15 protein-coding genes, 1 tRNA gene and 2 pseudogenes are annotated in these 18,076 nt (G+C 45.5%); 10 read left to right on the plus strand and 8 right to left on the minus strand.

The genetic code is table 11. The features are described 5' to 3' along the window. Positions 1 to 13 precede the first annotated feature (13 nt). Positions 14 to 484 carry an IS200/IS605 family transposase gene (tnpA, locus tag U6B65_02280; GenBank protein ID WRS27978.1) on the plus strand — a complete coding sequence of 157 codons (471 nt, stop codon included), beginning with the start codon at positions 14 to 16 and terminating at the stop codon, positions 482 to 484. A 340-nt stretch (positions 485 to 824) separates the two neighbouring features. Here the strand turns inward: tnpA and U6B65_02285 are convergent, their stop codons facing one another. After that, a complete protein-coding gene (locus U6B65_02285) occupies positions 825 to 1,232 on the minus strand; it encodes a VOC family protein (protein WRS27979.1) in 408 nt (135 codons plus the stop codon). A 373-nt stretch (positions 1,233 to 1,605) separates the two neighbouring features. Between U6B65_02285 and U6B65_02290 the strand changes: the two genes are divergently transcribed. The 4 genes from U6B65_02290 (at position 1,606) to U6B65_02305 (ending at position 8,126) form a co-directional block, all read left to right on the plus strand. After that, positions 1,606 to 2,727 (plus strand): site-specific integrase, encoded by a 1,122-nt coding sequence (locus tag U6B65_02290; GenBank protein WRS27980.1) that lies wholly within the window; start codon positions 1,606 to 1,608, stop codon positions 2,725 to 2,727. A gap of 593 nt (positions 2,728 to 3,320) precedes the next feature. Beyond that, the gene (locus U6B65_02295; protein WRS27981.1) at positions 3,321 to 5,108 is read left to right on the plus strand and encodes a methyl-accepting chemotaxis protein; all 1,788 of its coding nucleotides are present in this window, start codon (positions 3,321 to 3,323) and stop codon (positions 5,106 to 5,108) included. A 280-nt stretch (positions 5,109 to 5,388) separates the two neighbouring features. Then, positions 5,389 to 5,913, plus strand: a complete 525-nt coding sequence (locus U6B65_02300; protein ID WRS27982.1) for a chemotaxis protein CheW — start codon at positions 5,389 to 5,391, stop codon at positions 5,911 to 5,913. A 17-nt stretch (positions 5,914 to 5,930) separates the two neighbouring features. Further along, positions 5,931 to 8,126 carry a methyl-accepting chemotaxis protein gene (locus U6B65_02305; protein WRS27983.1) on the plus strand — a complete coding sequence of 732 codons (2,196 nt, stop codon included), beginning with the start codon at positions 5,931 to 5,933 and terminating at the stop codon, positions 8,124 to 8,126. Here the strand turns inward: U6B65_02305 and U6B65_02310 are convergent. The 3 genes from U6B65_02310 to U6B65_02320 form a co-directional block, all read right to left on the minus strand. Beyond that, positions 8,090 to 8,284, minus strand: coding sequence for a hypothetical protein (locus tag U6B65_02310; GenBank protein ID WRS27984.1), 195 nt, complete (start codon positions 8,282 to 8,284; stop codon positions 8,090 to 8,092). The two genes, U6B65_02305 and U6B65_02310, sit on opposite strands and share 37 nt — an antisense overlap. A gap of 213 nt (positions 8,285 to 8,497) precedes the next feature. Next, positions 8,498 to 9,352: a nitrogenase iron protein gene (gene nifH / locus U6B65_02315; GenBank protein ID WRS27985.1), complete on the minus strand. Its 855-nt coding sequence runs from the start codon at positions 9,350 to 9,352 to the stop codon at positions 8,498 to 8,500. 20 nt (positions 9,353 to 9,372) lie between these two features. Beyond that, positions 9,373 to 10,203: an ABC transporter ATP-binding protein gene (locus tag U6B65_02320; protein ID WRS27986.1), complete on the minus strand. Its 831-nt coding sequence runs from the start codon at positions 10,201 to 10,203 to the stop codon at positions 9,373 to 9,375. Between the two features lie 50 nt (positions 10,204 to 10,253). Here U6B65_02320 and istA (U6B65_02325) point away from each other — a divergent pair, with 50 nt between their 5' ends. The 3 genes and pseudogenes from istA (U6B65_02325) to U6B65_02335 all read left to right on the plus strand — a co-directional run bounded on the left by istA (U6B65_02325) (position 10,254) and on the right by U6B65_02335 (position 12,193). Further along, positions 10,254 to 11,282, plus strand: coding sequence for an IS21 family transposase (gene istA / locus U6B65_02325; protein WRS27987.1), 1,029 nt, complete (start codon positions 10,254 to 10,256; stop codon positions 11,280 to 11,282). 48 nt (positions 11,283 to 11,330) lie between these two features. Next, positions 11,331 to 11,489: a hypothetical protein gene (locus tag U6B65_02330; GenBank protein ID WRS27988.1), complete on the plus strand. Its 159-nt coding sequence runs from the start codon at positions 11,331 to 11,333 to the stop codon at positions 11,487 to 11,489. Next, positions 11,482 to 12,193: pseudogene (locus U6B65_02335) on the plus strand (ATP-binding protein). The gene U6B65_02330 and the pseudogene U6B65_02335 overlap by 8 nt, the downstream one beginning before the upstream one ends. Positions 12,194 to 12,241: 48 nt before the next feature. Here the strand turns inward: U6B65_02335 and U6B65_02340 are convergent. The 4 genes and pseudogenes from U6B65_02340 to U6B65_02355 form a co-directional block, all read right to left on the minus strand. Then, positions 12,242 to 12,551, minus strand: a pseudogene (locus U6B65_02340) (ATP-binding protein). After that, positions 12,544 to 12,702, minus strand: a complete 159-nt coding sequence (locus U6B65_02345; GenBank protein WRS27989.1) for a hypothetical protein — start codon at positions 12,700 to 12,702, stop codon at positions 12,544 to 12,546. Before U6B65_02345 ends, U6B65_02340 begins: the two are co-directional and overlap by 8 nt. A 48-nt stretch (positions 12,703 to 12,750) precedes the next feature. Next, positions 12,751 to 14,193, minus strand: a complete 1,443-nt coding sequence (istA, locus tag U6B65_02350; protein ID WRS27990.1) for an IS21 family transposase — start codon at positions 14,191 to 14,193, stop codon at positions 12,751 to 12,753. A 207-nt stretch (positions 14,194 to 14,400) separates the two neighbouring features. Then, positions 14,401 to 14,487: transfer RNA gene (locus tag U6B65_02355), tRNA-Leu, on the minus strand. Between the two features lie 228 nt (positions 14,488 to 14,715). On the opposite strand from U6B65_02355, the gene U6B65_02360 reads away from it, so the two are divergent. Together U6B65_02360 and U6B65_02365 are read left to right on the plus strand one after the other, a co-directional pair. Then, positions 14,716 to 16,104 carry a D-alanyl-D-alanine carboxypeptidase family protein gene (locus tag U6B65_02360; protein ID WRS27991.1) on the plus strand — a complete coding sequence of 463 codons (1,389 nt, stop codon included), beginning with the start codon at positions 14,716 to 14,718 and terminating at the stop codon, positions 16,102 to 16,104. 173 nt (positions 16,105 to 16,277) lie between these two features. Next, a complete protein-coding gene (locus tag U6B65_02365) occupies positions 16,278 to 18,032 on the plus strand; it encodes a methyl-accepting chemotaxis protein (protein ID WRS28899.1) in 1,755 nt (584 codons plus the stop codon). Positions 18,033 to 18,076 lie beyond the last annotated feature (44 nt).

Raw genomic sequence — 18,076 nt, forward strand, 5'->3', positions numbered from 1 at the left:
AGGAGGTCTTTAAATGAAAGACATAAACAGTTTAGAACATACCAAGTGGAGATGTCAATACCACGTAGTATTTGCACCAAAATACAGGAGACAAGTAATATATCGGGAAATTAAAGCAGACATAGGGTTTATCCTAAGGAAATTGTGTGATCAAAAAGGGGTAGAAATTATAGAAGCGAACGCATGCCCAGATCACATCCATATGCTAATCAGTATACCACCAAAGTTTAGTGTATCGCAGATAATGGGGTATCTAAAAGGGAAGAGCAGCTTAATGATATTCGACCGTCATGCAAATTTGAAGTACAAATATGGAAATAGGCATTTCTGGGCAAGAGGGTATTATGTGGATACAGTAGGGCGGAATAAAAAGCAGATACAGGAGTATATCAAAAAGCAATTGGAGGAAGATGAGCTATCCGATCAGATGAGTCTCAAGGAGTACACTGACCCGTTTACGGGTAGCAAGAACACCAAGGCATAAAAACGTACCCCTTTAGGGGTTGCCCGAGAAAGCAATGCGGATGGCAGATCTTTCGGGACCCCTTTAGGGGTACTGTCTGTATTGTGCCCTTCTAGGGCTTATTCAAGCCTCCGGCTTAGCCGGAGGTTTTGACTAGTCATACCTTTACTGTGTTGATATGGGTTTGTTAGATGCGTTATCGTAGCAGATATACATGATTTTGTGCAATTGCTATTTTCAGAAGGAGATGGGGGTGTTGTTAAGCAGGCTACAAATAAGAACTTGAATTTTTTTGTTCATCCATAGAGCCTTTTTTCCCCATTATAATGCTTTATTAAAACAAGTACCTGCAGTAAAGTCATTACCAAATCACAAAGCAAAACGCATGCCCAGCCGGATCAATCATTGTGATCCATTTTTCAGGATCATATTGGACTTTGGCTTTTACTGCCCCACAGGAAAGAGCGTGCTGTGCGGCAAGCTCCAATTGTTCTTTGTCACGAACCGTAAAGTCCAAATGCGCCATCTGTTGCTGAGCAACCTGTTCTTCCGGCCAGACAGGCGGGGTATATGCGCCGTTTTGCTGGAAGGCAATTTTGACGCCGCCTGACGGGGAAATAATATCTTTCCATTCGCTGTCCTCTGCGTAGTGTTTCTTCCACCCCAAAAGACGGATGTAAAAGTCAGACAGTGCCGCAGTGTCTTTGCATTCCAATACAATTGCATCCAGAGCAATAGGAAACATCATGTCAGTGCCTGATTTTTTCATGGTTCTCCTTCCGTTTCTGCCCTTGTTATAAAGTCGGAGGGTACAGTTAAACAAACTGTACCCTCCGGTGTAGTATATTCTTGTCTTCCGTAAATTACAGCTAATACAAAAACGCAGTCTGAAGATAGATACCTCTTAAACAGGATAAAATAGTCGCAGTATATCTAGAACAGAGACAATGTTTTCGACATATTTCGACATATTTTGCTATACTTCATTATATATCTTGTGGTTTTGCTTGTCAACATTACTAGAATACCAAGCAAAAAAAGCTATTCAGATGAGATCTAATGAAAAATGCAGGCTTTTTTCGTCTATTTTCGAAAAATACGCCGTCAGCATAGTAGTCACATCTGAAAGGAGTTAAAACGCAATGTCGCGAAAAGGAGAAAACATTTATAAACGTAAGGATGGCCGATGGGAGGGGAGGTTGTTAAAGCCGGATGGGCGGTATCAATATTTTTATGCCAAAAGCTATCGGGAAGTACGAATAAAAATGAGAGAAGCCCCCAAACACAATGTAAATAAGAATACCAAAGCTGAATGCAACAAATTGGATGCGGCGGATTTGTTTGAGACTTGGCTAACGGGCAGTGCTTTAAACCGCGTAAAGCCTTCCACTTACGAAAGTTATTATTATTGTATTTATGGCTACGTGATTCCGCACTTCTCTCTTGCAGACAACAGAGAGATGACGAGCTTATCTATTGCTCGTTTCGTAAATAAAGTTGCTAACAATGCATCCATCTCCGAAACGTACAGAAAAAAAATTCTTTCTATTTTCAAACTAGCACTTCGAGAAATATGCAAAAGCATTCCCGAATCAGCTTCTTTAATTGAAGCAGTAACTCTGCCAAAGGTAATAGCTCCTAAAGAAATATCGATTTTCTCAATAAAAGAGCAGCGACTAATTGAGCATACAGTGGAAAGCTCCAAAAATAAAAAGGCCTTGGGAATTCTTATTTGTTTTTATACAGGCATCCGTTTGGGGGAGCTATGCGCCTTAAAATGGAGAGATATTGATTTTGAAGCAGGCACGGTATGTATTAGGCGAACCGTATCGCGCATACGTAACTTTGATGAGGGAAATTGTAAAACATTGCTGCATGTGGGGACTCCCAAAAGTAGATCTTCTTTAAGAAAAATTCCACTGCCCACATTTTTGATAAGTCTTTTAAACAATATGCATCCCAGCCTTATGAACGACGACTGCTATATTCTTACAGGGAATTCAGAGCCTTATGACCCACGGATTTACCAAAGACAGTATAAAAAGATTTTGACACAAGCAGGTGTAACAGACCGCAAGTTTCACACCATTCGCCATACCTTTGCAACAAGGGCGTTGGAACTTGGCGTTGATATCAAAACCTTAAGTGAGATACTCGGGCATTCTAATGTTAGCATTACACTCAATGTCTATGCACATTCTCTAATGGAACACAAAAAAGCCGCCATTGATAAATTTAACGAGATGCACACAGCGCATATGTAACTTACAGTTTCCGCCGTCAATTTTGCCGTCACACCTAACCTGATTTCCCTATAAATACGAATGAATTGCTGCAAATGCGCTGTTCTAGATATACTGCGACTATGCAGGGCGACCGCTAAGAGTATTATAACTCAATGGATGAATTGTATTCCGTGCATAGAAACTATATTCTTGTTCTTTCATTAATAGCGGTCAGTTTCGTTATACTGACCTTGCAACCGAACCAAATGACCCATGACCTATCCAACTGCTTGTTATGGGTGATTAAGAAATTTATTACTAGGACGATAATCTAAACATATGCAACTCAACAATTACATTACACGTGAATTTAGCTTGAGGGAGCAATCTGTATTGCGGCGTTTACAGCTCATTTTTCATTATTCTCACAAATAGGAATACTGCAAGGGATACATGAGAGGCGCTAAAAGCGGTTACACCTGTGGGCAGAGGGGCTGTTGCCGACAACGGAAGGCATTGCACCAAATGCATCACCCTACCACTCCACTGATCATAGCCTGAAAGGCCTTGCACTCATATACCAATGGTTATTTACACCAAACAAATATTAGTATTAGAAAGAGGGCCCCAAAATGAAAAAGTGGTTTGAAAACTTACAGATTTCAAAAAAACTCTCAACAAGCTTCCTGTGTGTCGTTTTATTATCCGTTATAATAGGCGTTGTTGGCATTGTTTCAATTTATCGTATTGACACCAACGATACCAAACTCTATGAAGAAGATACCTTAGGACTCAATTATGCCGGAGAAGCGGCTGTCCAGTTTATGCAGGTTCGCTATAGCTCTATTCGTCGTCAAAACACAAAGGATCCTGCGGCAATAAAAGAATTGGTGGAAACGATTAATAACAATATTATACAGATTGATACCTCACTCCACAATTTTGATTTGGCTGTAAAAGATCCCCTGCTTTTGGCGTTGACCGCTGAAATGAGGGGGGACTGGGATGAATATAAGGCTAATGTGACAAAAGAAAATGAGGCCGCACTTCAAGGACAAACGGTTGCTTTTTCTCAATCAATGGACGATCTGGCAAACGAACTGCGGGATGATTTTTTAAGTCTGTTTGATAAAGTCTCGGAAGAAGCTGAAGTTACAGCTGAAGGCAATACGGTAAGTGCGAGAATCGCCATTGTTATAATGGTAGCTGTTATTATCTTTTCTGCGGCTTTGGCACTGTTATTTTCTCAGTATATATCCTTTATTATCAGCAAACCGATTCAAATGTTATCCACGGTTTCCGGCATGCTTGCTGTGGGCGATGTTAATATTGACAATGTAATTGATGAAAAGGACTGGCTGCTAAAACACAGAAAGGACGAGGTTGGAGTTCTTGCCTTATCGTTTAACCATTTAATAGCCAGCACAAAGGAGCAGGTGCATCAAACCCAGATTGTTGCAGAAGGCGATCTTACCACTGCAATCACAGTCAGAGGTGAAAATGACCTGCTCGGACATTCTCTGGCCGAACTGGTTAGAAAATTCCACACCCTGGCTTCTTCTATTTCAGCAACATCGGAACAGGTGAACATCGGTGCCGAACAGGTTTCGGATGGCGCACAAGCACTATCCTCGGGCACGACAGAGCAGGCGGCTACCATTGAAGAATTGACTGCTTCTGTGACAAGTGTTGCCCGGCAGTCTGAGCTAAACGCTGTAAGCGTTCAAAAGGCCTCGGAATATGTAAAACAGGCTGGAGAAGGCGTAGAGGCAAGTAATGTACATATGCAGAAGCTGAATAATGCAATGAAAGAAATCAGTGCTTCCTCTGAGCAAATATCCAGCATTACTAAGGTAATTGAGGATATTGCATTTCAAACGAATATTCTAGCGCTTAACGCAGCCATTGAAGCTGCCCGTGCCGGCTCCGCCGGAAAAGGCTTTGCTGTGGTTGCCGATGAGGTTCGCAGTCTTGCCGCAAAATCTTCTGAAGCCGCAAAACAGACTTCAGATTTAATTGATAAATCTGTTGCAACAGTAGCAGGGGGCGAGCTGTTGGCCGCTGAAACATCAAAGCTGCTGAGCACTGTATCAGAAAAAGCAGAACTTGTTCAGCAATCAATTGAGGATATTGAACGGGCATCTGCCCAGCAGGCGGAAGCGATTGGGGAGATTAATCAGGGCTTGTCTCAAGTATCCTCTGTTGTTCAAACGAATGCGGCCACTGCAGAAGAAAGCTCCGCTGCCAGTGAGGAGTTAGCCACTCAAGCGCAAGCCTTGCAACACGAGGTAAAGAAATTTAAGCTTCATGATGATAACAATACCCATAGTATTTTTGAAAATCCAGAACTGCCGATAAAATCCAGAAGCGATGAAACTCACTTTTCGCTGGTAGGAGCGGCTGGCTTGGAGAAATATTGATTACAGGTGAAAAAAGGGGAGTTTAGTTTGAAACAAACTGCAACCAACACCTCGTAAAAAGAGCATAGCCAAGCTAACTGTCCGAAAACAGCAAAACACACACCAGCGAACTGCACTATTTCGCCAACCTTTTAATCCACAATCCAAGTTTCGGGGAGTAAGCCCCGCCCATTCCACAGAGCATAGTCTAGCAAATTGAGACGGTATTTATACCCCAAGCGATTGGCGCCCATGTTTCATGCTTTGTTGGTGCCTTTCGCAGAAAGGAATGGTCTTTAATATGAGCAAACAGGAACTATGGCAGATTGAGTACAACGACGAAAACACCACCGACAATCGGTATCTAACATTTCGTGCAGACAATCAATTGTTTGGCATTTCTATTAGAGAAGTGGTTCAGATTGTTGGGATGCAGGAAATTACCCAGTTGCCTGATCACCCATCCTACATAAAGGGCGTAATCAGCCTGCGAGAAGACATTATTCCGGTAATTGATGTGCGGGTGCGCTTTGGCAGACCTCAAGGCGCTTACGATGACAGAACCTGCATTATTATCACTAAGCTGCCAGAAGGAAGTTATGGATTTATTGTAGATGAGGTGGATGAAGTTTGCGATTTATTACCCGAGCAAATTATTCTGCCTCCGCAAGTGAAATCAGAAATATCCAACTGCAGGTATTTAAAAGGAATTGCCCATCTTTCAAAAGGATTGGATAAAAGAGAAAAGACTATACTTATAATTGTTGCTTCCGAGTTGCTTGAGGAACACGAATTAGTTGAATTATCACGAGTTACAGAAAATTAAAGGGGAAATGACCATCCATGTTGAAAAGAATGAGACTTTCATCGAAATTGGCTGTTATTCTTGGAGGAATTTTAATCATTGTTTTTTCAGGGCTTATATTTCTGACGGTAAGCCTTTCTCGTTCCTCTATTTCCTCGGCAGTGTATGCAGAACTGGAAGAAAGGGCGCAACTAAACGCATTTCAAATCCAACAAATATTTGAGGCCGCAGGTTCTGCTGCTCTTGATATGAATTCCTACTTGGAAAAGGCTTATAAGATTGCTGAGCAAAAGCCGGAACAAATGATTCTTCCAACAGATCCCGCAATTGTGGCTTTGCATCAAAGCAGCATATATAATCGGACGATCACCCCCCTGAATTTTGATGTGGAGCAGTATATTACAGAAACTGCACGTAACCTGGTAAAAAACAACGATGATGTAACGGGCATGGGCGTAATGTTCGAACCGTATAAATTTCAGGATAATATAAAGAGCTATGCATTTTATCTTGATAAGAACACTGTTCAGGATGATATTAAGCCTTTTGCTGAATATGAAACTTATTCCATAGAGTCATATTATAAAGAGGCCTCCCAAAGTGGGCAAATCGGGCTTACTGATCCCTATGAATACGCCGGTGTAAAGATGATGTCATATGCCGTGCCTATTATTTATAACAGCGAGGTTCAGGGCGTTATCGTGGCAGATATAGATGTCGACCATTTCGATAAAATCAATGCATCAAGCCAGCGGTACGAATCTATGTATGCCATTATCTATGATAATACCGGGACCATCATTTACAGCAGTGCAGAGGCTGCCGAAGCTGGCATGACGATAGGAAAATATACGCCTGTTGCATCCGAACTGGAACTAGTACGATCTAACATGGATAAAGGAGAAGCATTCCATGTAGAAACGACAAGGGAGAATGGGGCAAAATTTGCTCGGTTTTTCTACCCAATTAAGGCTGGAAATGAAGTTTGGTGGGCGTTAACCGCTGTTGCCAGCGCAGACGTAAATAAAACAGCAACACAGACTTCGCTGTTGTTGATAGGTGTTTGTGCGGTGGTTCTCGTTCTTCTGATTATTGTAACGATCACCGTGCTTCAAAGGATGCTCCGCCCCATGCAAACAGTGGTAAAAGCGGCCGAGAGTATTTCACAGGGCAGTCTGGATGTAAACATTCAGTATTCCTCACACGACGAAATTGGTATTCTATCCAATACCTTTTGCTCTATGGCAGGAAACCTTAAAACCATTATCAACGATATCGGATATTTGCTTGGTGAAATGGCAGAAGGTAACTTTGATATTAGATCGGGTGCGGAGGAAAATTATGTAGGAGATTATCGAAAATTACTGCTTTCCATACGTCAGCTGCATGGAAAGATGAGTGATACCCTACATAAGATCAGTCAATCGGCTGACATGGTGGATGCTGGAGCCAGCCAGGTATCCGATGGTGCACAGGCACTTTCCCAGGGAACCACCGAACAGGCTGCATCGTCGGAAGAGCTTGCTGCCGCAATTAACGATATCTCCAAGCAGGTTACCGATACAGCGGCAAACGCCAAGGATGCCATTCAAAAAGCGGAGATCACGGGCGCTCAGGTTGAACACAGCAATCAGCAAATGCAAGACCTGCTGGTCGCTATGAGTGATATTACGGCTTCTTCCCATGAAATCAGCAAAATTATTAAAACAATCGAGGATATTGCGTTTCAGACCAACATTCTTGCATTAAATGCCGCAGTAGAGGCGGCCCGTGCAGGAAGTGCGGGAAAGGGCTTTGCAGTGGTGGCCGACGAAGTAAGAAACCTTGCTGCTAAATCAGCAGAAGCATCTAAGAATACATCTATGCTGATTGAACGCTCCCTGCACTCTGTGCAGAGTGGCGCACGTTTCGCAGAAGAAACAGCAGAGTCCTTACAGCTTGTTATCAAGGGCGCAGAAGAAACAATTGCATCGATGGCTGGAATCTCTGCAGCGGCTGTGGAGCAAGCTGCCGCTATTTCGCAGGTCACCCAAGGAGTGGATCAGATATCGTCCGTTGTTCAGACAAACTCCGCTACGGCGGAGGAATCAGCGGCAGCTAGCGAGGAATTATCCTCTCAGGCAGCGGTGCTTAAAGAACTTGTGTCACAATTCAAATATAGAATTGATTTGAACCAGGACAGTCAGAACACTGCCGCTTATGCATTGGAATGGAAAGAAGACCATTCTAAATAATCCTGCTTTTTCCCGGCCTTGGGCGTAATGATTGTGCTGCTCACGCTATTCCAGCGCTGAACAATGGCACAAAAGCCATGGGAAAAACAAGGGTGGACGCCGATCTTATCGGTGTCCACCCTTGTTTCATAATTTAACTGTACAATTTTCTCAGACATGGTTTGCTGTCTCCTTTCAGAATGGTGTGTGGTAACTTCATTCAATCAAAGACCGCTTACCTTGTCCCTATCCTTTTCAAACTCGCATAAATATAAGCAAAATAAAAACCGCCGATTAAAAATCGACGGTTTTTTGATGGTGGAAATGAAATTATGGGACTTGGAAAAATCCAGTAGAATCAGTTCCATCAAGCGCTACTAGAAGGTTGGGAATCAAATGCGATAATCATCTTTCAATGCTTCCATCAGCCCATACTCCAGTAAAATCTCTTCCAGACGTTCCTGTGTCATTGGTTTGGGTATGGTAAAATGGGTGTTTTCGTTAATAGCTTTGGCAAGCTGGTGATATTCTTCGGCCTGCTGTGAATCTGGCTCATACTCGATCACCGTTTTGCGGTTGATTTCAGCACGCTGCACCACGTTATCACGGGGCACAAAATAGATAAGCTGTGTGCCCAGCTCTGCTGAAAAGGCTCGCAACAAATCAATTTCCCGGTCTACATTACGGCTGTTGCAAATAATACCACCGATTCGCACGCCGCCCTTTTGTGCAAATTTAGCAACTCCCTTTGCAATATTATTTGCGGCGTACAGCGCCATCATTTCACCACTTGCCACAATATAGATTTCTTTGGCTTTTCCTTCACGGATCGGCATGGCAAATCCACCACAAACAACATCGCCCAGAACGTCATAAAAAACGTAATCAAGATCCTCTGTATAGGCGCCAAGCTGCTCCAGCAAACCGATGGACGTAATAATCCCGCGTCCGGCGCATCCAACACCAGGCTCCGGTCCTCCAGACTCCACGCACTTGATCCCGCCGAATCCGGTGCGCAAAATGCTGTCCAGCTCAACGTCATCGCCTGTTTCACGCAGCGTATCCAGAACGGTGCGCTGTGCAAGCGTTCCCAACAAAAGCCTTGTGGAATCTGCCTTTGGGTCGCAGCCAACCACCATAATCTTTTTGCCGCTTTCTGCAAGTCCGGCGGTCAGATTCTGGGTTGTGGTGGATTTCCCAATACCACCCTTTCCGTAAATGGCAATCTGCCTCATTTCCTTACTCATCTGTCTTTATCCTCCCTAATTTATATGGTATACTCCGGCTGCGGCAATGCGCTTGCCAGATGAAGCTTTTCTAAAATATCCCGGCGAATGGACAAAAATTCTGTACCTCCCCGGTGGCGCGGGTGTGGAAGATGAATCTCCATGATCTCGCTGATTTTTCCCGGGCGGGGAGTCATAACTACAATCCGGTCGGAAAGGTAAATTGCTTCGTCCACGTCATGTGTTACCAGAATCATGGTTGTTTCATTTTCTTTGCGCAACTCCAGCAGCTTATCTTGAATGTCGGCACGAGTAAAAGAATCTAGTGCGCCTATGGGTTCATCGAGGAGCAGCACTGTGGGGTTGTTAATCAGCGCCCGGGCAATCGCAACACGCTGAGCCATACCACCGCTGATTTGATGTGGAAAAGACTTTTCAAATCCGGTCAGGCCGATCAGATCTATATAATGCGCTACACGGTCTTTATTCTCTTTATAAACATGGCGTGCCTTGCGCCCGGTAGCAATATTCTTTTCAACAGTTAACCATTGGAAAAGACCGCCGTTCTGAAATACATAGCCGCGCTGCGGATCGGGTTCTAAAATCTGCTCCCCATTCAGGGTAAGGGTTCCGATTTCCGGTTTGTCGAGGCCTGCAATCAGGCGCAGCAGTTGGGCAAAGTAAAGAACATTATCATAAACCCTGGTTGCACTTTCCACCCGGTCAGCGGCAGCGGGATAGGCATAGCTCTTAACCAGTTCAACCGCCAGCTCTTTGTCTTCAATCTGCGCATATTTACTGTCAGCAGCAGTGATAAAATGCAAGAAAGTGGCAATTAAAAAATGCAGTTTTTTGGCGGTTGGGAGTGACATATGATACACTTTTTCTGTCTGCCTGTGGGCAAGACAGGAAGGGTGACAGAATGGAAGGAGACAACTGGATGGATATCCGAAACGACCGGCAAAAAGGAATGAGCTACACAGAAATTGCCCGGAAATATCACATTGACCCGCGCACAGCAAAGAAGTATGCACAGAGCGACACGAAACCTGTGTACAGCCTGAGCGACCCAAAGCCATCAAAGCTGGACCCGTACAAGGAGCAAATCATGATCTGGCTGGAGGAAGCGCCGTACAGCGCACTGCGAATCTGGGAAAAGGTTAAGGAGCATGGATTTGACGGCAGCTACAGTGTGGTGAAGCATTTTGTGCGAGGGAAAAAAGAGCAGTTGGACGAGAAAGTAACGGTACGGTTTGAAACGATGCCGGGGCTGCAAGGTCAAGTAGACTGGGCATTCTTTGAAGATCATGTAGTGCCCCAAGATGGGAAGATGAAAAAACTGTACTGTTTTCTGATGGTACTGGGATACTCCCGAATGCGGTACATAGAGTTTGTGACAGACATGAGCACCAACACGCTAATCCGCTGCCATCAAAACGCATTTCGGTACTTTCAAGGGTACCCGGAGGAAATCCTGTACGACAACATGAAGCAGGTGGTCATTAAGCGGCTGCTGAAGCAAGAGGACAGTACCCTCAACCGACAGTTTGAGGACTTTGCGGGATTCTACGGGTTCAAGCCGGTGCTGTGCAGACCGTACCGGGGCCAGACAAAGGGCAAGGTGGAGCGGACGGTCGCCTTTGTGAGAGACAATTTCATGGTGGGGATCAAATACAATTCTTTGGACGGTCTCAATGGACAAGCGGTGGCTTGGTGCAACAAAGCGAATGGAAACGTCCATGCCACAACCGGGGAAGTTCCCTTTGAGAGACGAAAAAGCGAGGGGCTAAACCCTCTTTCCCGTGAATACATCATTGACAAAATCAATTTGAGGCGAGTACAAAAAGACTGCCTCATCTCGTATGCCGGCAATCAGTATTCTGTACCAGCAGAATACGTCGGCAGAGATGTGGCAGTCATTGCTTTGGACAACATGCTCGCCGCCTACTAGGTCGGAAAACAAATTGCCCTGCATCGGATATCGTACCAGAAAAAAGATATGGTAGTCAATGCACAGCATTACCGAAGATTAACGATGAAGCAGTCCTTCGACACCCAAAACACGCTGTTGGAAGGTAACAATGTCATTGATTTTCCCATCAAACCGCCAAGCTTGGATGTCTACGACGATGTGGCGGAGGTGGCGAAATATGAGTGAGGTCTTGTATGATCGGCTCAAAGAAAATCTGGAAGCCCTCAAAATGCGCAATACCCTGGAGATTTTGGACAACTACCTAGAACGGGCTATCAAAGATGAACTGAACATCGTGGATGTCCTCGACCACATCTTCACCGAAGAGGCACAGAGCAAGCGGCAGAGAGCCTATGAGAAGCAAATCCAGATGTCCGGGTTCCCCATCAAAAAGACGCTGGACGACTTCGATTTTTCTTTCCAGCCGTCCATCGACAAGCGTCAGATCGACGAGCTTTCTACCATGCGGTTCGTGGAGAATGCTGAGAATGTAGTGTTTTTGGGGCCACCTGGCGTTGGCAAAACCCATCTAGCCAATGCGCTGGGCATGGTTGCCGCAAAAAATCGCTACTCCACCTACTACATCAACTCTCATCATCGACGAAATCGGGTATTTGCCCATGGATATTCAGGGGGCTAACCTGTTCTTTCAGCTCATTGCCAAAAGATACGAGAAAGCCTCTACCATCTTTACCTCAAACAAGACCTTTTCCCAGTGGAATGAGGTTTTTGCCGATGTCACCATTGCTTCCGCTATCCTTGACAGGGTGCTGCATCACTGCACTGTTATCAACATCAAGGGCGAGAGCTATCGCCTGAAAGAGCGAAAAGAGTACATGAAGCAAAAGCAGCAAATAGTCAATACCCTGTTTGAGCAGAACGCTCAGTAATTTATCTTTATGCCCGACATTCCTCCCACCCAAAACCTACAAAATTTAATCGGCGTTTTCTTGCAAATTTAAATCGCCGTTGACAGTCGATCTGACGCTTGTCGATGGACGGCTGGAAAGAAAAATCGAAGTCGTCCAGCGTCTTTTTGATGGGGAACCCGGACATCTGGATTTGCTTCTCATAGGCTCTCTGCCGCTTGCTCTGTGCCTCTTCGGTGAAGATGTGGTCGAGGACATCCACGATGTTCAGTTCATCTTTGATAGCCCGTTCTAGGTAGTTGTCCAAAATCTCCAGGGTATTGCGCATTTTGAGGGCTTCCAGATTTTCTTTGAGCCGATCATACAAGACCTCACTCATATTTCGCCACCTCCGCCACATCGTCGTAGACATCCAAGCTTGGCGGTTTGATGGGAAAATCAATGACATTGTTACCTTCCAACAGCGTGTTTTGGGTGTCGAAGGACTGCTTCATCGTTAATCTTCGGTAATGCTGTGCATTGACTACCATATCTTTTTTCTGGTACGATATCCGATGCAGGGCAATTTGTTTTCCGACCTAGTAGGCGGCGAGCATGTTGTCCAAAGCAATGACTGCCACATCTCTGCCGACGTATTCTGCTGGTACAGAATACTGATTGCCGGCATACGAGATGAGGCAGTCTTTTTGTACTCGCCTCAAATTGATTTTGTCAATGATGTATTCACGGGAAAGAGGGTTTAGCCCCTCGCTTTTTCGTCTCTCAAAGGGAACTTCCCCGGTTGTGGCATGGACGTTTCCATTCGCTTTGTTGCACCAAGCCACCGCTTGTCCATTGAGACCGTCCAAAGAATTGTATTTGATCCCCACCATGAAATTGTCTCTCACAAAGGCGACCGTCCGCTCCACCTTGCCCTTTGTCTGGCCCCGGTACGGTCTGCACAGCACCGGCTTGAACCCGTAGAATCCCGCAAAGTCCTCAAACTGTCGGTTGAGGGTACTGTCCTCTTGCTTCAGCAGCCGCTTAATGACCACCTGCTTCATGTTGTCGTACAGGATTTCCTCCGGGTACCCTTGAAAGTACCGAAATGCGTTTTGATGGCAGCGGATTAGCGTGTTGGTGCTCATGTCTGTCACAAACTCTATGTACCGCATTCGGGAGTATCCCAGTACCATCAGAAAACAGTACAGTTTTTTCATCTTCCCATCTTGGGGCACTACATGATCTTCAAAGAATGCCCAGTCTACTTGACCTTGCAGCCCCGGCATCGTTTCAAACCGTACCGTTACTTTCTCGTCCAACTGCTCTTTTTTCCCTCGCACAAAATGCTTCACCACACTGTAGCTGCCGTCAAATCCATGCTCCTTAACCTTTTCCCAGATTCGCAGTGCGCTGTACGGCGCTTCCTCCAGCCAGATCATGATTTGCTCCTTGTACGGGTCCAGCTTTGATGGCTTTGGGTCGCTCAGGCTGTACACAGGTTTCGTGTCGCTCTGTGCATACTTCTTTGCTGTGCGCGGGTCAATGTGATATTTCCGGGCAATTTCTGTGTAGCTCATTCCTTTTTGCCGGTCGTTTCGGATGTCCATCCAGTTGTCTCCTTCCATTCTGTCACCCTTTGCCTCATGGTGGTGAGTAATCAATACCTGATCGAGCTCGCCTTCGTTTTTAAATTGCGTACCACAAATACTCATCGTTTTTTGCAGCAGAACCGAGCCTGTATATTTTTCGTTCGAGAGCAATTTGGAAATCGCTTCACGATTCCATTTCGCTTTTCCGGTAGGGGAAAGGGCTGCTTGGTTTTCAAGACCGGCTGCGATTTTGCCAAAACTGTCACCCGCAAGATACCGCCTGAAAATCCAACGAACAACTTTTGCATCACCCTGATTGACGGTGAGGTCACCATTGAGCGAAACATCATAGCCATAGCACCGACGGTTCGCTATCTTGCAGTCTGTGCTTTGAAAGGTTTTGCGCAAGCCTTCTGTAATCCCATTTGATTTGTCAATATAATTCGTCATGGTCAGATCCTCACTTTCTTAGTTAGGGTACGAAAAAAGCACGATAGCCTTTATAGCCGTCGTGCTCTCATAATTATTAATATTCTATTTCCGTGTAGGTTCAAATCCATACGTTCTGGAAATCTTCAAATCACTTAAAATGTTGTAAACCCGTATAAATAAAGGAAAGTTGACAAGTTTTTTTATCAAAAACTCGTCAACTTATCTTGGTGCGGATAACAGGACTTGAACCTGCACAGTCTTGCAACCACTAGAACCTGAATCTAGCGCGTCTGCCAATTCCGCCATATCCGCACGTGAAAATTGACTGCTCATGAATAATACCATGTCCTACTTGGTTTGTCAACCTCTAAAAAAACTTTTTTGGAGATTTTTAGAAAAAGGGTAGTTTTAGAATAGAGAGAAGGCGCCTTACCTTGAAAAAAGGCAGGTTTTGGAGTATACTAAATAACAGTTTGGGTTTGAACCAGGTGGAAATTTTCACAGCAAAAATGGTGGAATTGCTTATAAGAGAGGGAATTAGTGAAAAAATTTGCGTTTTTGTTGGCTGTGTTGCTTACGGCCTTTTATATAACTGCTTTGCCCGCCAGTGCCGATGAGAAACTGAGTATTGTTTCTGAGGCGGCGGTTCTGATGGATGCCTCAACCGGACAGGTTTTGTATCAGAAGAATATGGATCGTAAAATGTATCCGGCCAGTACCACAAAGATTATGACAGGAATATTGGCCTCTCAATACAGTGATATGAACGGTATGGTCACGGTCAGTGAAGATGCTGTCAAGCTTCCGTGGGATAGCTCTCATATTGCCCTCAGCCCGGGAGAAACCCTGCCTCTTTCTGAACTGATGTATGCTACTATGCTGGCTTCGGCCAATGACGCGGCCAATGTGGTTGCGGAGCATGTTGCCGGCTCTGAATCGGATTTTGCCGTGCTTATGAATCAAAAGGCCCAGGAGATTGGTGCCCGGAATACGCATTTTGTTAACCCTTCCGGCCTGCATGACTCCAATCATTATACCACTGCCTATGATTTGGCTCTCATTACCCGATATGGAATCCAAAACCCGATTTTTATGTCCTATTTTGGCACTTCCCATCATACTGTGCCTTCCACCAACCTTCAGCCGGAGGAACGGCCGCTGACGAACTATCAATATATGCTGCTGCCGGAATCCGCCAACTATTACGCCGATGTTATTGGGGGAAAGGTGGGTTATACCCGTGAAGCGCAGCATACCATGTCCACTGTTGCCGTGCGTGACGGGCGTACCTTAATTTGCGTGGTTTTAAAATCTTCCAATCGAAACACCAAGTTTTCGGATACCAGACAGCTTTTAAATTATGGTTTTGAGCAGTTCAGCCCGGTGGCGATTCCCAAGGAGCAGGTGGGGGAGCAATCGGCGGCGCTTTATTCCGGTGGGGAACGGGTGGGCGCTGTAACCTTTACAGCACCCCAGGCATACACCGTTCTGCTGCCCTCTTATTTAAATAAGTCTGATATTCAGTATAAAGTTGATCTTCCCCGGGCTTTTGATGTTCAGGATATGGTGGCTTCGCAGGTGGAGTACTTTGCTGTAGATTCTCAGACAGGGCAGAGGCTGGAATTAGGCAATCAGCCCTTACAAGCAGATTTTATTTACAGCGCGGACTATTGCCCGGTGCCCTCTGTGATTAAAGTGCGCAGCTTTGGCACCTTTTGGCCAGCTGTGGGTAAATGTGCATTGTTTGTTGTTCTTATCCCTCTTGGATTGGGTCTCTTGATATTGTTCTTTATGATATTGAAGCTTTTTCTACTGGAATTTCGGTTCCGCAGGCGCCTCAATTCCCGACGCTTTGTAAAAGCGCATGGCAAGAACCGCCATCGTACTTCCAGAAAGTATTCATCTGCCGGGCAACAGCGGTATGTCTGACAGGATGTAGGCGAGTATTGTGGCTTTAAGGTTTTTAGGTTTGTGTTTAGTAGATGTCAGTCAATTAGTCCTTGGGTGGTTACTGGGCTTATAACGTTGTGATTCTAAAACTTTGTTGTTATACACCAGAGCTTTGGTATCACACAGATGATGGAGTGGATATTTTGAGAAACATGAAGATCGGTACCAAGATTGCAGTTGGATTTGCCTGTATTCTTATTCTTCTTATTGCTCTCGCAGTCACAACAGTAACGTCTTCTGGCATGACAGGCTCCAATATCGATCAGGTAGGCATTTACAGCGGCTTACAAAACGAAGCCAACTCCTTGCTGCACATCCTGAATGAAACAAGAGTAACCGCCGGTCTGCTTTATGACTCTCCGACCGAGGTATCTTATGAGAACGTAAATAAACAGTTGATGTATTGCGATGTTCGCCTTAAAAAGCTTTATGAACACATAGATTCTTATCCTCTGCTTGCAGATTTGCGCCCGGATATTGAAGCCTTTGAGGGGCTTTATGGCCAGTGGCGTACCGGGCTTGCTTTGTTGCAGCAGCGCTATAACCAGATAGGGGATTTCTCTAAAGCTTCTGCAAAAGCCAAAGAGGAATACGTCGCTGCCGGTTTAGAGGTTCGCCGGGTGAACCTGTTGGCTCACGAGATTCTTTCCAACACGGTTTTAGATATCGATGATATTGCCAGCAACAAGCTGGAGGATACCAGAAGCTTTAATACCGTTGCACTGGTTCTGGCGGTGTTAATTTCCATAGTTTCGGTGTTGGCGGCAATCTTTATGGCCATAGTCATTGTTGGCTCCATCACCAAGCCCATTCAGTATATGCGGGATGTTCTGATGCAGATCGGGCAGTCGGGTGACCTGCAGATTCCGCAGGAACTGCAATCCAAGCTGGAAACGGTTGCCGCAACCAAGGATGAGGTCGCCCAGTGCACACAGGCCCTGCTGATTATGACCGAGCGGCTGCACAGTGTCAACGAGACCCTTGCCTGTGTGGCAGATGGAGACCTTACAGTGGATATAGCCCTCCAGTCTGACCGGGATACAATGGGGCTTGCGGTGGAAAAAATGCTGCGGAACCTAAATCAGAAGTTTGGCACCATTGCCCGTTCCACCCAGCAGGTTCACGAAGAGGCCGGGCAGCTTTCTCAGGGCTCTCAGTTGCTGGCAAGCGGCTCCCATGCCCAGCAGCTTTCGGTGAAGCAGCTTTCCGATTCGGTTATCGGTGTCAGCAAAACAACCGAGGAAAACACAAGCCTCGCTGGTCAGGCGGCCAGTCTGGTCAGCAGCATTCAGGATAATGCTCACAAGGGAACCGAGCAAATGAGCCGTATGATGGCGGCTGCAACCGATATCAACAACGCCAGCCAAGCGATCAATAAGGTGATTAAGGTTATTGATGATATTGCCTTCCAAACCAATATATTGGCGCTCAACGCTGCTGTAGAGGCGGCCAGAGCGGGGCAGCACGGCAAGGGGTTTGCTGTTGTTGCCGATGAAGTGCGCAATTTGGCCTCCAAATCTGCTGCTGCTGCCAAAGATACCAGCAACCTCATTTCGGATACCATTCAAAAGGCAGAGATTGGTGCTTCCACCGCCAAGGTAACGGCCAAATCTCTTGAGGATATTGTGGCGGGTGTGGAGCAAAGTACCTCCATCATAAATAATATCGCGCTGCTTTCACAGGAGCAGTTTTCCGCTATTCACCAGATTATTACCCACGTGGAGCATGTGGAAGAGGTTGTGCAGCAAAACAATTCCATTGCTTCCAGTTCTGCCGATGCGGCCAATGAAATTTCCGATCAATCCGCTTTCCTCCTTGAGCTGGTCAATCAGTTTCAGTTGTTGGAGCTGCCTTCGGAACCGGCCTCTGTGCCTCGCCTTTGGGATTCGCAGGCAATGAGCCTGTAATCTTCACTTTCATAAGGAGCCGGGTTGTATGTAAATTCTCCCGA

The organism is Oscillospiraceae bacterium MB08-C2-2, assembly GCA_035621215.1.
In the GTDB taxonomy this organism is placed as follows: Bacteria; Bacillota; Clostridia; order Oscillospirales; family Ruminococcaceae; genus WRAV01.

Bases quoted from the DNA above. Each gene is read 5' to 3' on its own strand.
- U6B65_02300 (WRS27982.1), top strand. From the start codon at position 5,389: ATGAGCAAACAGGAACTATGGCAGATTGAGTACAACGACGAAAACACC.
- U6B65_02295 (WRS27981.1), top strand. From the start codon at position 3,321: ATGAAAAAGTGGTTTGAAAACTTACAGATTTCAAAAAAACTCTCAACA.
- istA (WRS27987.1), top strand. From the start codon at position 10,254: ATGGAAGGAGACAACTGGATGGATATCCGAAACGACCGGCAAAAAGGA.
- U6B65_02290 (WRS27980.1), top strand. From the start codon at position 1,606: ATGTCGCGAAAAGGAGAAAACATTTATAAACGTAAGGATGGCCGATGG.
- U6B65_02310 (WRS27984.1), bottom strand. From the start codon at position 8,284: ATGTCTGAGAAAATTGTACAGTTAAATTATGAAACAAGGGTGGACACC.
- U6B65_02305 (WRS27983.1), top strand. From the start codon at position 5,931: ATGTTGAAAAGAATGAGACTTTCATCGAAATTGGCTGTTATTCTTGGA.
- istA (WRS27990.1), bottom strand. From the start codon at position 14,193: ATGACGAATTATATTGACAAATCAAATGGGATTACAGAAGGCTTGCGC.
- U6B65_02345 (WRS27989.1), bottom strand. From the start codon at position 12,702: ATGGTAGTCAATGCACAGCATTACCGAAGATTAACGATGAAGCAGTCC.
- U6B65_02320 (WRS27986.1), bottom strand. From the start codon at position 10,203: ATGTCACTCCCAACCGCCAAAAAACTGCATTTTTTAATTGCCACTTTC.
- U6B65_02365 (WRS28899.1), top strand. From the start codon at position 16,278: ATGAAGATCGGTACCAAGATTGCAGTTGGATTTGCCTGTATTCTTATT.
- U6B65_02285 (WRS27979.1), bottom strand. From the start codon at position 1,232: ATGAAAAAATCAGGCACTGACATGATGTTTCCTATTGCTCTGGATGCA.
- U6B65_02330 (WRS27988.1), top strand. From the start codon at position 11,331: ATGGTAGTCAATGCACAGCATTACCGAAGATTAACGATGAAGCAGTCC.
- tnpA (WRS27978.1), top strand. From the start codon at position 14: ATGAAAGACATAAACAGTTTAGAACATACCAAGTGGAGATGTCAATAC.
- nifH (WRS27985.1), bottom strand. From the start codon at position 9,352: ATGAGTAAGGAAATGAGGCAGATTGCCATTTACGGAAAGGGTGGTATT.